We start from the raw sequence: 14,485 nt of genomic DNA on the forward strand, positions 1-14,485 counted from the left end.
CGCTCCGAGGGGTCGCCACTTTCCGACCTTCGCCATCATTTGCCGATTCCCGGCGACTCGAGCGCTCCTTCATGGTCAGCCAGCCACCCCCAATCGCGGATTTGCGTCAAAAACTACTCTCATGCTTCCGTGTGGCTGCTCAACTGACCTTGAGAGGGGATCATGAAAATTCCGTCATCTTTCAAGGCGACTACGGGCTCGAAAGCATCGTCTAACACTCTTGAGGTGACCTGATATCCATTCTTAACAGCATTAATTTGTCTTACTTTTGCCTTTACATTCCTCTTTCGTCTGTCAAATTCGATCATGAAATTATGTTCATGATTGAAGATGGAATGGGAGAGTGACATGCGAAAGGACCTACCGCCGCAATCATCACGCCTTGCGATCGCGTTGACGGCATGTGCGCTGGCATTGACCTTGGCCTCATGCGGTAACGACGGCGCATCCGACGCCATCTCGGTCGTGCCGGGCGCGACGTCCGCCCTGTCCACACCGAGCGTGGGGACGGCAACGGCCGCCGCGACCAATGCCGCGACACCATCCTCCGGCACCACGGCCGCCGCCCCGGCGGAACTGGAACTCTATACGGTCGGCCGACTGACATGGTCGCTCGATACCGATGTGTCCGAGGATATCCGCAACCGCATCACCGATGCGATGAACTGGACGATCAATCATACCAATACCCTGGCCGGCTATGAAGGCCATGTCAGCGTCACCTATCACCCCGGCACGCCCACGGCGGAGGCCGGCTATCGCTGGCGCATCCAGTTCGGCGGTTCGATCGGCCGGCGCGTGGCGCTGCACGAAATGGCGCATTGGCTCGGCTCGGGCACCTATGGCGAATGGGGAAATTACATGGTCGATGGCCGCTGGAGAGGGGCCATCACCAATGCGCGGATCAAGGCGTTTGACGGCCCCGACGCGGTGCAGTGGGGCGACCGCATCCATTTCTGGCCCTATGGCCTGAACTACGACAATGAATTCTATGAAACCCAGCGGAACGTCCAGTTGGTATCCTCGCAATTGGGGGACATGGGGCTGGGTGACGCCGCGACGCAGTTCGCGGGCGATCGCCGCTTCGTCAACCGGTCGAGCAAGCTGTTGCTGGACGGGACCGGTACCGAACCCGTCGCCGGCAGCGGGACCGGCGCGACCCTGACCTGGAATGTGCATTATGCCGACGGCTATGTCGAATTGGTGAGCGCGGATGGCCGTGCGATCGACTCGGCGGGCAACACGAACAATGGGGACCCGACGGTGCTCGCGCCGCGTTCGCAGAGCATCGCCCAGCAATGGGAACTGCTCACGACCGACGATGGCTGGTTCCTGTTGCGCAATCGCCAGACGTTCAAGTGCCTGGACAATGTCGGCGAACTGGGCGCCGGCGCGTCGATCCGCGTCTGGGATTGCGGTGGGCATCCGAACCAGCAATGGCATCTGGTGCGGTAAGTTGAAGCGGGGGCGCCCCGGTCGGATCCGGGGCGTCCATCGGGTTCTGACATTTCACCCAACGCGACAATTTTAGTGTTGGTCGGGTGCCGATCATCGCTGAGCAGATCGCTCTCACCAAGAATGGCGATACCGGAGCGGCGATGTTTTGTCAGACTTTATGCTTCCGCCTCAGGTTAGCGAAGACCTTCGCGGAGGCGCATCCTGTCCTTCGGTGCTCGACCGGCCCTTGTCGAGCGTATCGTTCGGCCGGCGGGCGTCACCGGGTTTCTGATGCTCGGTCGACAGGTTGGGCTGATCGGTTTCGGTGCTGGACTGGGGGCAGTCATTCATGATCGTCTCCATAGGCTAGGACCGGTGCGATATGGCGCCGATTGAAGCGATCGGGCCGGGCGTCGGCCTGTTCCGTGATCAAGATCTGGGGCCGCTCGATCCTCGGTGGCATCGGGCTATGCGCTGCGATTGGCGCCCCGAGCAGGGCGAGGGCGGGTATGATCGTGACGGGCTTGGGCATGATGATCTCCCATGACTGTCATGGCGGGTGCAACCGGTCACCGCTTGGCCTGTTCCGATAAATCATTGAAACATGACCCGGATCAGCCATTTTCGATGGGCTTGTGACCAAGCTCGCCGACCAAAAAGACGCCTGCGTGCGATTAGCGCATGACACCGCCGCATCCGGTCTGATAGCCCTGTCACCATGCCCGTTTCGGCCGCCGCCTCCGCCCGCGAAATCCTCGTCCGCCTGCACGACGTCATGGCGTCGCGCGCGCCCGCCCAAGCCAAGCTGAACCAGGTCGTCCAGATCATCGGCGAGTCGATCGGCAGCGAGGTCTGTTCCATCTACCTGTTGCGCGAAGGCGTGCTGGAACTGTTCGCCACGCGTGGCCTCGCCGAGGAGGCGGTGCACGTTACCAAGCTGGCGCTGGGCGAGGGGCTGGTCGGCACCATCGCCGAGGATGTCGAGGTGTTAAATCTCGACGAAGCCGCCAGCCATCCCGACTTCGCCTACAAGCCCGAGACCGGCGAGGACCGGTTCCACAGCTTTGCCGGCGTGCCGATCATCCGGCGTGAGCGGGCGGTGGGTGTGCTGGCCGTCCAGCATAGCGAACCGCGCAAATATGCCGATGTCGAGATCGAGGCATTGCAGACGGTCGCCATGGTGCTGTCCGAGCTGATCGCCAATGCCGGGTTGATCGATGCGGCGGGTGCGGCGGGTGCGCGGCCGCAGATGACCGCCTCGATCCGGCTCGGCGGCCAGAAGCTGGTCGATGGCATGGGCAGCGGCTTTGCCGTCTTCCATCAGCCGCGCATTGTCATCGAACACACGGTCGCCGAGGACATCGATGCCGAACGTCGCCGCGTCTATGCCGCGTTCGACAAGATGCGCGAACAGATCGACCGCATGGCGCGCGAGGCCGAGTTCGGCGTCGCGGGCGAGCATGTCGAGGTCATCGAGACCTATAAGATGTTTGCCTATGACGAGGGCTGGGCGCGCCGCATCAACGAGGCGATCGACAGTGGCCTGACCGCCGAAGCGGCGATCGAGCGGGTGCAGCAGCGCACGCGCCAGCGGATGCGCCAGATCGACGATCCCTTGCTCGCCGATCGCATGCACGATCTGGAGGACCTGTCCAACCGGTTGCTGCGCATCGTGTCGGGCCAGATGGGGACGGCGGCGCAACTGGGTCTGCGCCAGGACACGATCCTGATCGCGCGCAATCTGGGGCCGGCCGAGCTGCTGGAATATGACCGGCGGCGGTTGAAGGGCGTGATCCTGGAGGAAGGGTCGCTGACCGCGCATGTCATCATCGTCGCGCGCGCCATGGGCGTGCCGGTGCTGGGCCGGGTGCGCGAAGTGCGGCGCCAGATCGCCGATGGCGATCAGTTGCTGCTCGACGTGACCGAGGGCAGCGTGCTGGTCCGTCCGACCGCGGCGATGGAGGAGGCTTTCGAGGCCAAGCTGGCGCTGCGTCAGAAGCGGCGCGCGGCCTTTGCCGCGCTGCGCGACGTGCCGCCGGTGACCAAGGACGGGCACCGTGTCACGTTGATGGTCAATGCCGGGCTGCGCGACGATGCCGCTGCACTCGATACCACGGGCGCGGACGGGATCGGGTTGTTCCGCACCGAATTCCAGTTCCTGGTCTCCGCCACCCTGCCACAGCGCGAGCGGCAGTTGCGGCTGTACCGCGACGTGATGGAGGCGGCGGGTGATCGCCCGGTCGTGTTCCGCACCATCGATATCGGTGGCGACAAGGCGCTTCCCTATCTGAATGTCGAGGCGGGGGATGAGGAAAATCCCGCCATGGGCTGGCGCGCGCTGCGCCTGGCGCTGGAGCGCGAAGGGCTGATGAAGGCGCAGGCGCGCGCGCTGATCGAGGCGGGCGCGGGCCGCACGCTTCACGTCATGTTCCCGATGGTGTCCGAAGCCTGGGAATTCGACGAGGCCAAGGCGCTGTTCGAAGCGCAGCGGGTGTGGCTCGCCGGGCGCGGCCGTCGCCTGCCGCTGGAGGTCCGCTACGGCGCGATGCTCGAGGTGCCGGCGCTGGCCGAGCAGCTCGACCTGATCCTGCCCAATGTCGATTTCCTGTCGATCGGCACCAACGACCTGACCCAGTTCCTGTTCGCCGCCGACCGCGCCAACCCCAAGCTGGCCGAGCGTTACGATTGGCTCAGCCCCTCCATCCTGCGCTTCCTGCGCCGGGTGGTCGAACCGGCGCGTGCCGCCGGGGTGCCGGTCGGTGTTTGCGGGGAAATGGGGGGGCGCCCGCTGGAGGCGATGGCCCTGATCGGGCTGGGCATTGATCGCCTGTCGATCACCCCTGCGGCGGTCGGCCCGGTCAAGGCGATGATCCGATCGCTGGACCGCGACGGGGTCACCGCCGAGATGGCGCGGCTGCTGGAAAACCCGGTGCGTGACATGCGCGGGGCGCTTGGTGCCTGGGCTGCGACGAATGGTGTGGAATTGGCCTGATCCAGGCCGGGGGTTCGCGTTGACTTGATCCCAGCCGTCTGAAAGAACGACCGCGATCATGGGGTGGGCCATGATCACTTCGGAGTTGAGAATGGACGAGGTCAATCCGGGCCACGATGCCGCACCATCGGCACCCGCCCGCGCCGGTGACGTCCTGCGTGCGGCGCGAGAGGCACAGGGGCTGTCGCTCGGCGACATCGGTGCGCGGACGCGTATCCCCAGCCGCCATCTCGCGGCGATCGAGGCATCCGATTATCAAAGCCTGCCCTCGGCAACCTACGCGGTGGGCTTCGCCAAGGCCTATGCCCGCGCGGTCGGCGCCGACGAGGTCGCGATCGCCCAGGCGGTGCGCGCCGATGTCGACCGGGTCGGTCGCCGGATCAGCGAATATGTGCCGCAGGATATCGCCGATCCCGCCCGCGTGCCGTCGCGCGGACTGGCGATCATCAGCGCGGGCATCGCGCTGGCGCTGCTGATCATCGCGGGGCTCTGGTACGGTACCGATCTGTTCCGCCGCGACCGCACCGCGCAGGACGTGCCGGCCGTGACCCCGCTGGCCAATACCGCCGAGGCGGCGCCCGTCGCGCCGGCCGCCAGCCCGACGCCGGTGACCGGCGGCAAGGTGATGCTGACCGCCAATGGCGAAGTGTGGCTGCGCGTCTATGACGCCGACAACAAGACGCTGAAGATCGGGACGCTGAAGCAGGGCGAGCAATATGAGGTGCCCGCCGACGCCAATGGCCCGATGCTGAATGTCGGCCGCCCCGACAAGTTGACCGTCACGCTGAACGGCAATGCCATCCCGCCGCTGGGCGACGGATCGCGCGCGATCAAGGATGTGAAGCTCGATCCGGCCTCGATCGCGGCGCGGGCCTCGGGCGCGCCGCTGGCGAATGCGCCCAGCCCGCGTGAGACGAGCGCGCCGCGCCGTACGCAGCGCTCTGCCGCCACGGCGCAGACTGCACCGGCACCCGCACCGTCGCCGAGCCCGGCGACGACGGCACCGGCCGATCTGTAAGGGGCTGATCTTTAAGGCTGGCGACAGCTTCGGCAGGGCAGATAGGATGTCCCGTCTTTTCCATGAACCCACCGGGGGGTGAGAGCGATGCGTAACCTGTTGCTGGCCGGCGCTGCGGCCGTCCTGATCGTGCCGACCATGGCCAGTGCCCAGTCCAATATCGAGGGCCGGGTCGGCAAGCTGGAAAGCGAAATGCGCGCGGTGCAGCGCAAGGTGTTTCCGGGCGGTGCGAACCAATATGTCCAGCCCGAGATCACCGCGCCGCAGACCCAGGCGCAGGCCCCCGGCGTGCCCGCGACCAGCGCGCTGGCGGACCTGACCGCGCGCGTCACCTCGCTGGAGGAGCAATTGACCAGCCTGACCGGCCAGGTCGAACAGAGCGGTTATCGCACCCGCCAGTTGCAGGACCAGTTCGACGCGTACAAGCGCGCCACCGACGCGCGGCTGAAGGCGCTGGAATCGGGGCCGGCCCCGATCGCCCCGGCCGGACAGAGCGCCCCGCTCGATACGCCGACCGAGGGCGCGGCGACGGCACCTCGCCCTGGCCGTACCCCGGCGGCGGCGGTGGCCAGCGGCGATACCGCAACCGGCACGCCGGCGGCGAGCGGCGCGGCGACGGTCGACAAGCCCTCGACCGGCGATCTGGCCGAGGACGCCTATCTCTATGGCTATCGCCTGTGGACGGCCAAGCGCTATGCCGAGGCGGAGACGCAGCTCAAGAAGGTCGTCGCCGACTATCCCAAGAGCCGCCGGGCGAGCTTTGCGCAGAATCTGCTCGGCCGCAGCTATCTCGACTCGGGCAAGCCGAGCCTCGCCTCGATGGCCTTTTACGAGAATTACAAGAAGTTCCCCGATGGCGAGCGCGCGCCCGACAGCCTGCTCTATCTCGGCCAGGCGCTGACCAAGCTCAACAAGCCGGCCGATGCCTGCAAGGTCTATGACGAACTGACCGACGTCTATGGCGGCAAGATTTCGGCCGCGATGAAGGCCCAGATCGAAGCGGGACGCACCACCGCCAAGTGCAAGTGACGCCATGATGTCGGAGCATCGGGCGTCGCGGATCCGCGCGGCGTCCGATTTCCGATGCGGGTGATAGGCATTCGGGCCGGAAATCGCTTGCGCGGGTGTCGGGGAGGGGCCTAGAGCCGGGCATCCCTGACCAGCTTTGAGAATATCATGGCCACCGACGCCACGGCCGAGGATCAGATTGCGCGCTTCGCCGCCGATCTGACGCCGCTTCACGATCTCCATACCAATCCCGCGCCGCTGTTGCTGGCGGTGTCCGGCGGGCCGGACAGCATGGCGATGCTGATGCTGGCGGCGGCGGCATTTCCGGGGCGGATCGCGGTGGCCACGGTCGATCACGGCCTTCGACCCGAGGCGGCGGAAGAGCTGCGCATGGTGGCGGAGCATTGCCGGATATTGGGCGTACCCCATCATGGCCTGCGCCCCGCCACGCCGATTGAGGGGGCGAGCCTTCAGGCGCAGGCACGCGAGGCGCGTTATGCGCTGCTCGCCGATCAGGCACGGGCGATCGGTGCGGCGGCGATCCTGACCGCGCATCATGCCGATGATCAGGCCGAGACCTTCCTGATGCGCGCCGCGCGCGGTGCCGGCCTGTCGGGCCTGTCGGGTGTCCGGGTGCGGACCGAGATCAATGGTGTCCCGGTTTTGCGGCCGCTGCTCGACTGGCGCCGTGCCGAGCTGCGCCAGATCGTGCGCCGGGCGGAGGCGCCCTTTGTCGACGATCCTGCCAATCACGATCCCCGGCATGACCGTACCCGGTTCCGTCAGTTGCTCGGCGCCAATGAGTGGCTGGGCGTGGCGCAGATGGCGCGTGCTGCTGCCCAACTGGCGGAGGCGGACGCCGATCTGCGGGCGACGGTCGACTGGCTGTGGCAGGAGCGGGCGCAGATCGATGACGACAATGTCCGCATTGCGGCGGCCGACCTGCCGCGCGAACTCGGCCGTCGGCTGGCGCGCCGGGCGATCGGCACGGTGCGTCAGGTCGCAACAATCGAAAACCCCGCCTGGAGCGAGGGGGGCAATATCGAGAAACTGCTCGACGCACTCGCCGCCGGCAGTCGTGCGACTCAGGCTGGCGTGATCGCCAGCGTGCGCTCGGGCGTCTGGCGCTTCCGCCCCGCACCGCCGCGCCGGACCGGCTGATCGGGGCGATAGCGGCCTCTCCGGGTTGATTCTGCGTTGCCGACCGGGGCAGCCGTTACCGATCGATCACTTTGATCGGTGTTGTTCCATTGCCATTAACCTCGCCGCGCTTATCTTGGAGGCGAAAGGTATCCGGCACCGATGAACGATAACGACAAGCAGCAGAGCCCCGATCCCAATGGGGGCGGCAACCCCTGGATGAAGAGCCTGTTGATCTGGGTGGGCATCCTGATGGCGCTCGCGCTGTTCGTCAGCCTGTCCGGCGCGGGGTCGTCCGCGCAGAGCGGTAACCCGATCGAATATTCGACCTTCCTCGACAAGGTCGACGAGGGGACGGTGAAGACCGCCACCATCTCGCGTGATTCGATCACCGGCACCCTGTCGTCGGGTGAGAAGTTCCGCACGACCCCGGTTCCCGATTCGCAGTTGATCCCGCGTCTGCGCCAAAAGGGCGTGACTTTCACGGCGAAGACCGAGGAAGGTCCGTCCATCTGGATGCTGATGCTCTATAATTCGCTGCCCTTCATCCTGTTCATCGGCATCGCCTTCTTCGTTCTGCGCCAGATGCAGAAGGGCGGCGGCGCGAGCGGTGCGATGGGTTTCGGCAAGAGCCGCGCGCGGATGCTGACCCAAAAGGAAGGCAAGGTGACCTTCGACGATGTGGCCGGCATCGACGAAGCCCGCGAAGAACTGCAGGAAATCGTCGAGTTCCTGAAGGATCCGTCGAAGTTCGCCCGCCTGGGCGGCAAGATCCCGAAGGGCGCGCTGCTGGTCGGCTCGCCGGGTACGGGTAAGACGCTGCTCGCCCGTGCGATCGCGGGGGAGGCGGGCGTGCCCTTCTTCACCATTTCGGGCTCGGACTTCGTCGAGATGTTCGTCGGCGTCGGCGCATCCCGTGTGCGCGACATGTTCGAGCAGGCGAAGAAGTCGGCCCCCTGCATCGTCTTCATCGACGAAATCGACGCGGTCGGCCGTCATCGCGGCGCCGGCCTGGGCAATGGCAATGACGAGCGCGAGCAGACGCTGAACCAGTTGCTGGTCGAGATGGATGGTTTCGAGGCCAATGAAGGCATCATCATCATCGCCGCGACCAACCGCCCGGACGTGCTCGACCCCGCGCTGCTGCGTCCCGGTCGCTTCGACCGTCAGGTCGTGGTACCGCGCCCGGATATCGATGGCCGCGTGAAGATCCTCGAAGTTCATATGAAGAAGGTGCCGCTGGCCCCCGACGTCGATGCCCGCGTCATTGCGCGCGGCACGCCGGGCTTCTCGGGCGCGGACTTGGCCAATCTGGTCAACGAGGCGGCGCTGATGGCGGCGCGCAAGGGCAAGCGCCTGGTCGCCAATGCGGAGTTCGAGGAAGCCAAGGACAAGGTCATGATGGGCGCCGAGCGCCGCTCCATGGTTATGACCGAGGACGAGAAGCGGATGACCGCCTATCACGAGGCGGGCCATGCCATCGTCGCGCTGCACGAGCCGGCGTCGGATCCGATCCACAAGGCGACGATCATCCCGCGCGGCCGTGCGCTGGGCATGGTGATGCGTCTGCCGGAGCGGGACTCGTACAGCTATCACCGCGACAAAATGTACGCGAACCTCGCGGTCGCCATGGGTGGTCGCGTGGCCGAGGAAATCATCTTCGGCTATGAGAAGGTGTCGAGCGGCGCGAGCGGCGACATCCAGTACGCCACCGGTCTGGCGCGCGACATGGTCACGAAGTGGGGCATGTCGGACAAGGTCGGCCCGGTCGAGTACGCCCAGCCGGAAGGCGAGAGCTTCCTGGGCTATTCGTCGAGCCAGCCGGTGCGCATGTCCAATCAGACCGCGCAACTGATCGACGACGAGATCAAGTCGATCGTCGAGGGCGGCCTGCACCGCGCCAAGCATGTGCTGACCGAGCATGTCGATCAGCTTCACCTGCTGGCCGGCGCGCTGCTCGAATATGAGACGCTGTCGGGCGATGAGATCAAGAAGCTGATCGCCGGCGACGATATCGGCCGCGACGATCCCAAGGCCAAGTCGGCGCCGATCGCCAAGGCGGGAACGTCGATCCCGAAGACGCGCCGTGGCACGGGTCCGTTCGGAGCGCCGAGCCCGCTGGGCGCCTGATCCGTCCGGATCGGATGACGAAGGGGCCGTCCCGGTTGGGGCGGCCCTTGTCATTTGGATATCTATGGGCGGCGGCTGATAGCAAAATGTCCGCACAGAATTGGCCATCATTGGAACCGGCCGCGTTTGGCTTAAGATGACGTCCCATCGCCGTCCGCCGTCATGGCGAGCGTAGCGGAGCAACCCAGGGCCTGGACAGGGAACTCTGGATGCTTCGCTCCGGACGGGACGAACGGCACTTACCCCAACTCCGTTCAGCTTGAGGGCAGTCGATCGCCCCGCCTCAACAACACCCGCTTAATCCTTCAGCTTCGCGATCTCCGCCGCAATGGTGGGTGTCGTGCAGAGCCGCACCTCCACGGCACTGAGCGGCGCGTCACCCGGCTTGGCGCACCGATAGGCCGCCTCACGCGCCGGGATCATGTCGAGCGGTTCGGCCGAGGCATCCTGCCGCGCGATCACCGGGCCGAGCTTGGTCAGGTACGCATCCCAACCCTCACCGACCCCCGGCTGCCCGAGCAGCGCCATCGCATCCCGCCGCATCGCCTCGGCACCGGCGAAATCGCCCATCTGCCGCAATTGGTTGGCGGCGCGGGCGGTCGACCATAGACGGTCCTTCAGGCTGATATTGGCTGGCAAATGGCGGACCCGCTCGACGAACTCGCTGGCATAGCGCGTTCGGCGCGCACGCATTTCGGGAGTGTCCGGCCCATCGCGCGGGCCCGGCGTCTGCGCCCACAAGGCGGCCTGGAGCCAGCCGAGCACGGCGGATTCGGGCCGCCCAAGCCGCGCCGCCAGCCATGCGGCCCGATAATGGGCCGAATCCTTTTGCGCGACCAGCTTGGCATAGACGGGCGTGGCGATCAGCACCGCGAGCGCGGCCTTGTCCGTCTCCGAGAAGCGATCGAACACCACCAGATGATTGTCCGGGCATTCCGGCACGGGAAAGGGGAACTGCATATAGCTATAGGGACGCCCATCAGGACGCTCGCCATAGGTGGAATAGCTGCCCATCTGCCATCCGGAGAATGTCTCACCGCCGATCGGGCAGGTCATCGGCACGTTGCCGCCATGGATCGGGGGAGGCGGCGGTGGTGGGGTTTGCACCTGCGACTGGAGCAGGGCCCATGCGATGATCATCATGTTCTTGATCCTCCCCTATGATCCATGCCGAGCCTAGCCGATCAGGATGCCAGCGACTATGCTGATGGCGTGGTCGCGATGGGAGCGAAGGGTGGCAGGCCCGCCCCGCGCGGCCGGATGGAGGATGTCCGCATGACCGAAGTCCCCCCGACCGAGACGCTGCGCGACCGCGCCGTTCAGATCTACGACGCCTTCACCCATGAGCATCATGACCGGCGTACCCTGTTGCGCCAGATGACTGCCCTGGCTGGCTCGGCCGCCGCGGCCGAGGCGTTGATCCTGGGCATCGCGGCGAGCCCGGCGGCGGCGGCGATCACCGATCCCCATGACGCCCGCCTGCGCATCGATCGTCGCGAGGGGATGGAGGCGGGGGCTCGCTCCGCAGCCTATATCGTGGTGCCGCGTGACGCGAAAAAGCGGCTGGGCGAGATGCTGGTCATCCATGAGAATCGCGGGCTGACCCCGCATATCGAGGATGTCGCGCGGCGGCTGGCTTTGGCGGGGTTCCGCGTGACCGCCCCCGATCTGCTGGCGCCGCAGGGCGGCACCCCGGCGGACGAGGATCGCGCCCGCACGCTGATCGGTTCGCTCGACTATGATCAGGCGCTGGCCCAGGCGCGGGCGATGATGGCGCATGCGGCGGCGGACAAGGCGGGGACGGGGCGTGTCGGCGCGGTCGGCTTCTGCTGGGGCGGGGCCTTCGTCAACCGGTTGGCGGTCGCGGCGGGGCCGGCTCTGGCGGCAGGCGTGGCCTATTATGGTCCCGCGCCCGCGCCGGCCGAGGCGGCCAAGGTCCGTGCGCCGCTGATGCTCCATTATGCCGGCAAGGATACGCGGGTGAACGCCACGGGCGAGCCCTGGGTCGCCGCGCTGAAGGCCGCCGGGCATCCGGTAGAGGCCTTTACCTATGCCGGGGTCGATCATGCCTTCAACAACGACACCAGCGCCGAACGCTATAATGCCGCCGCCGCGACCCAGGCCTGGGCGCGGACGCTCGGCTTTTTGCATCGCCATCTCGATCATGCCTGATACCCGATGAGGGCTCGGGGCAGCAGCATATAGGGGAGATATCGCATGACCGCCGAACTGATACTCTACACCAATCCGCAATCGCGCGGCCGGATCGCGCGCTGGATGCTCGAGGAGACGGGCGCCACTTATGATACCGTCATCCTTGACTATGGTACGACGATGGTGGCGCCCGAATATCGCGCGATCAATCCGATGATGAAGGTGCCCGCGATCGTCTATCGCGGGCAGGTGGTGACCGAGACGGCGGCGATCTGTGCCTATCTGGCCGAGGCCTTTCCCGATGCCGAACTGGCGCCGCTGCCGCAGGAGCGCGCGGATTATTATCGCTGGCTGTTCTTCGCGTCGGGGCCGCTGGAGGCCGCGATCACCAATCGCGCGATGAACGTCACGCCGACGCTCGAGCAGCAGCGCATGGCGGGCTATGGCGATTTCAACCGGGCGGTGGCGGTCGTCGACCAGGCCGTGGCCCGGTATCCTTATATCGCCGGCGAGCGCTTCACCGCCGCCGATGTTTATCTGGGGTCACAACTCATGTGGTTCACCCAGTTTGGACTGATACCCAAAACCGATTCGGTCATGGCCTATATCGGCCGACTGGCCGATCGCCCGGCGCATGTCCGCGCGACCGCGCTCGACGATGGGAAGGTGGAAGACGTCGTCGTCGACTAAAGGCCGATCATCATCCCGATATCCTTGCCCATGAGCGTGGATATCAGGATTTCGTTCAGCCCCTTTGCGTCAGGCTGATCGTGGTTCAGCCGTGATCGCGGACATCCGGCTGCTCGGGGCTAGCGGCGCGCAGGATATCGAGGCCCGCCGCGATATGATTGCCCGCAAGCGGCATGCCGAGCGCGTCGGCGCCCTCCATGGCGGCCTGTGCCAGGGCGATGACATGCTCCAATGTGACGTTCGGGTGGCTCATCGGACTATCAACTCGAAAAGAATCACGACCGTGTCAGCGCGGCCGGGTAGGAAAGCTACGAATCGAAGCTTGCACCAAACTAATCGTTATCGCGACAAGTATTTATGCAATCGATTCTGACCACATGCCCCCAAGCGGGACGCCGTTAGGGGCATGTGGTTCCCGATCATCGCATCAGGACGAGTTCTTCCGACATGGTCGGATGCAGCGCGACGGTGGCGTCGAACTGTGCCTTGGTCAGTCCGGCCTTCACCGCCACGGCGGCGGCCTGGAGGATTTCGGGCACGTCGGGGCCGATCATATGCAGCCCGACGACCCGGCCGGTCACGCCCTCGCACACCATCTTGTAGAGGGCACGCTCGTCGCGACCCGCCAGCACATTCTTCATCGGGCGGAAGTCGGAGGTATAGACCTGCACCGATCCCAGCTTCTGCTTGGCCTCCGCCTCGGTCATGCCGACACCGGCCATGGGCGGGTGGCTGAATACGGCCGCAGGAATGCAGTCATAATCGACGCGGGTCGGCTTGTTGCCATAGACGGTGTCGGCAAAGGCCTGGCCCTCGCGAATGGCGACCGGGGTCAACTGGACACGGTTGGTGACATCGCCGACCGCATAGATGCTGGGGCAGGTCGACTGGTTGTCCTCATCGACTTTGATCGCCCCGATATCGTCCAACTCGACGCCCGCCGTCTCCAGGCCCAGGCCATAGGTGTTGGGCACGCGGCCAGTGGCGAACATGACCAGATCGACCTCGATCGGGTCATGGCCCGACATGGAGACCTTGAGCGATCCGTCGTCCAGCTTTTCGATCCCCTGGAAGGTCGCGTCGAAGCGGAAATCGATCCCCTTCATCATCGAAATCTGGAGCAGCCGGTCGCGGATCGTCAGGTCGTAGCCGCGCAGGATTTCTTTGCTGCGATTGATCAGCGTGACGTGCGCGCCGAACTGGTGGAAGACGCCGGCAAATTCATTGGCGATATAGCCCGCGCCCGCGATCAGCACGCGCTTGGGGATCGAGTCGAGATGGAACGCCTCGTTGGAGGTGATGCCATGCTCATGGCCGGGGCAACTCGGGATGGCGGGATGCGCGCCGACCGCGATCAGGATGCGCTCGGCGGTCTTCTCCGTGCCGTCGGCCAGCCGCACGCTGTTGGGACCGGTGACGACGGCGCGCTGGTCGATGATCTCGACGCCGTGGCTTTCCAGCGTCTTCTTATAGGCGCCGTTCAGGCGATCGACTTCGGCCAGGACATTGTCGCGCAAGGTCGCCCAGGAGAATTCGCATTCGCTCGGCACCTGCCAGCCGAAGCGGCGCGCGTCCTTCAGATCCTCGGCGAAATGCGCACCGTAGACGAGCAGCTTCTTCGGCACACAGCCGCGAATGACGCAGGTGCCGCCGACGCGATATTCCTCGGCCACCGCCACGCGCGCGCCATGCGCCGCCGCCACGCGCGAGGCACGCGTGCCCCCGGACCCTGCGCCAATGACGAACAGGTCATAGTCATACTCAGCCATGGGGTCAGTTTCTCCGGGGAATAGGTAAAGGGCGATAGCGCCTGCTTAAAAGCACAACGGGGGACGCCGAGCCAAGTTCAGCGTCCCCCTGACAGTGATCGGTTATTCCAAATTCCTCACCTGCAAGGGGGGGCAGGGCGTCAGCCC

13 protein-coding genes are annotated in these 14,485 nt (G+C 65.7%); 8 read left to right on the forward strand and 5 right to left on the reverse strand.

Going from position 1 to position 14,485, the window contains the following annotated elements:
* Nucleotides 1-119: 119 nt before the first annotated feature.
* Nucleotides 120-308 carry a hypothetical protein gene (locus SP6_RS20705; protein ID WP_126053196.1) on the reverse strand — a complete coding sequence of 63 codons (189 nt, stop codon included), beginning with the start codon at nt 306-308 and terminating at the stop codon, nt 120-122.
* A gap of 40 nt (nt 309-348) precedes the next feature.
* Here SP6_RS20705 and SP6_RS19940 point away from each other — a divergent pair, with 40 nt between their 5' ends.
* Nucleotides 349-1,455, forward strand: a complete 1,107-nt coding sequence (locus tag SP6_RS19940) for an RICIN domain-containing protein (RefSeq protein ID WP_053058543.1) — start codon at nt 349-351, stop codon at nt 1,453-1,455.
* 171 nt (nt 1,456-1,626) lie between these two features.
* On the opposite strand, the gene SP6_RS21165 is transcribed toward SP6_RS19940, so the two are convergent.
* Nucleotides 1,627-1,788: a hypothetical protein gene (locus SP6_RS21165; protein ID WP_164541244.1), complete on the reverse strand. Its 162-nt coding sequence runs from the start codon at nt 1,786-1,788 to the stop codon at nt 1,627-1,629.
* Nucleotides 1,789-2,155: 367 nt separating this feature from the next.
* Here SP6_RS21165 and ptsP point away from each other — a divergent pair, with 367 nt between their 5' ends.
* The 5 genes from ptsP (at nt 2,156) to ftsH (ending at nt 9,725) form a co-directional block, all read left to right on the forward strand.
* Nucleotides 2,156-4,429, forward strand: coding sequence for a phosphoenolpyruvate--protein phosphotransferase (gene ptsP / locus SP6_RS00380; protein WP_007405687.1), 2,274 nt, complete (start codon nt 2,156-2,158; stop codon nt 4,427-4,429).
* Nucleotides 4,430-4,499: 70 nt separating this feature from the next.
* Complete coding sequence (locus SP6_RS00385; RefSeq protein ID WP_007405679.1) at nt 4,500-5,447, forward strand: helix-turn-helix domain-containing protein; 948 nt, start codon at nt 4,500-4,502, stop codon at nt 5,445-5,447.
* A gap of 87 nt (nt 5,448-5,534) precedes the next feature.
* A complete protein-coding gene (locus tag SP6_RS00390) occupies nt 5,535-6,476 on the forward strand; it encodes a tetratricopeptide repeat protein (RefSeq protein WP_037569065.1) in 942 nt (313 codons plus the stop codon).
* 147 nt (nt 6,477-6,623) lie between these two features.
* The gene (gene tilS, locus SP6_RS00395; protein ID WP_007405663.1) at nt 6,624-7,616 is read left to right on the forward strand and encodes a tRNA lysidine(34) synthetase TilS; all 993 of its coding nucleotides are present in this window, start codon (nt 6,624-6,626) and stop codon (nt 7,614-7,616) included.
* 141 nt (nt 7,617-7,757) lie between these two features.
* A complete protein-coding gene (gene ftsH, locus SP6_RS00400) occupies nt 7,758-9,725 on the forward strand; it encodes an ATP-dependent zinc metalloprotease FtsH (protein ID WP_037569062.1) in 1,968 nt (655 codons plus the stop codon).
* 297 nt (nt 9,726-10,022) lie between these two features.
* Here the strand turns inward: ftsH and SP6_RS00405 are convergent, their stop codons facing one another.
* Complete coding sequence (locus tag SP6_RS00405; protein WP_007405747.1) at nt 10,023-10,868, reverse strand: hypothetical protein; 846 nt, start codon at nt 10,866-10,868, stop codon at nt 10,023-10,025.
* A gap of 132 nt (nt 10,869-11,000) precedes the next feature.
* Here SP6_RS00405 and SP6_RS00410 point away from each other — a divergent pair, with 132 nt between their 5' ends.
* Nucleotides 11,001-11,897 carry a dienelactone hydrolase family protein gene (locus tag SP6_RS00410; RefSeq protein ID WP_037569113.1) on the forward strand — a complete coding sequence of 299 codons (897 nt, stop codon included), beginning with the start codon at nt 11,001-11,003 and terminating at the stop codon, nt 11,895-11,897.
* A gap of 45 nt (nt 11,898-11,942) precedes the next feature.
* Nucleotides 11,943-12,569, forward strand: coding sequence for a glutathione S-transferase family protein (locus SP6_RS00415; protein ID WP_007405730.1), 627 nt, complete (start codon nt 11,943-11,945; stop codon nt 12,567-12,569).
* An 85-nt stretch (nt 12,570-12,654) separates the two neighbouring features.
* Here the strand turns inward: SP6_RS00415 and SP6_RS20710 are convergent, their stop codons facing one another.
* Nucleotides 12,655-12,822: a hypothetical protein gene (locus SP6_RS20710; protein WP_007405732.1), complete on the reverse strand. Its 168-nt coding sequence runs from the start codon at nt 12,820-12,822 to the stop codon at nt 12,655-12,657.
* 166 nt (nt 12,823-12,988) lie between these two features.
* Nucleotides 12,989-14,338 (reverse strand): glutathione-disulfide reductase, encoded by a 1,350-nt coding sequence (gene gor, locus SP6_RS00420; RefSeq protein WP_007405734.1) that lies wholly within the window; start codon nt 14,336-14,338, stop codon nt 12,989-12,991.
* Nucleotides 14,339-14,485 lie beyond the last annotated feature (147 nt).

Origin of the sequence: Sphingomonas paucimobilis NBRC 13935 (assembly GCF_000739895.2) — a bacterium.
Classification (GTDB): Bacteria; Pseudomonadota; Alphaproteobacteria; order Sphingomonadales; family Sphingomonadaceae; genus Sphingomonas; species Sphingomonas paucimobilis.

Coding starts and splice junctions, on each gene's coding strand:
- SP6_RS20705 (WP_126053196.1), bottom strand. CDS start 308: ATGATCGAATTTGACAGACGAAAGAGGAATGTAAAGGCAAAAGTAAGA.
- SP6_RS19940 (WP_053058543.1), top strand. CDS start 349: ATGCGAAAGGACCTACCGCCGCAATCATCACGCCTTGCGATCGCGTTG.
- SP6_RS21165 (WP_164541244.1), bottom strand. CDS start 1,788: ATGAATGACTGCCCCCAGTCCAGCACCGAAACCGATCAGCCCAACCTG.
- ptsP (WP_007405687.1), top strand. CDS start 2,156: ATGCCCGTTTCGGCCGCCGCCTCCGCCCGCGAAATCCTCGTCCGCCTG.
- SP6_RS00385 (WP_007405679.1), top strand. CDS start 4,500: ATGATCACTTCGGAGTTGAGAATGGACGAGGTCAATCCGGGCCACGAT.
- SP6_RS00390 (WP_037569065.1), top strand. CDS start 5,535: ATGCGTAACCTGTTGCTGGCCGGCGCTGCGGCCGTCCTGATCGTGCCG.
- tilS (WP_007405663.1), top strand. CDS start 6,624: ATGGCCACCGACGCCACGGCCGAGGATCAGATTGCGCGCTTCGCCGCC.
- ftsH (WP_037569062.1), top strand. CDS start 7,758: ATGAACGATAACGACAAGCAGCAGAGCCCCGATCCCAATGGGGGCGGC.
- SP6_RS00405 (WP_007405747.1), bottom strand. CDS start 10,868: ATGATGATCATCGCATGGGCCCTGCTCCAGTCGCAGGTGCAAACCCCA.
- SP6_RS00410 (WP_037569113.1), top strand. CDS start 11,001: ATGACCGAAGTCCCCCCGACCGAGACGCTGCGCGACCGCGCCGTTCAG.
- SP6_RS00415 (WP_007405730.1), top strand. CDS start 11,943: ATGACCGCCGAACTGATACTCTACACCAATCCGCAATCGCGCGGCCGG.
- SP6_RS20710 (WP_007405732.1), bottom strand. CDS start 12,822: ATGAGCCACCCGAACGTCACATTGGAGCATGTCATCGCCCTGGCACAG.
- gor (WP_007405734.1), bottom strand. CDS start 14,338: ATGGCTGAGTATGACTATGACCTGTTCGTCATTGGCGCAGGGTCCGGG.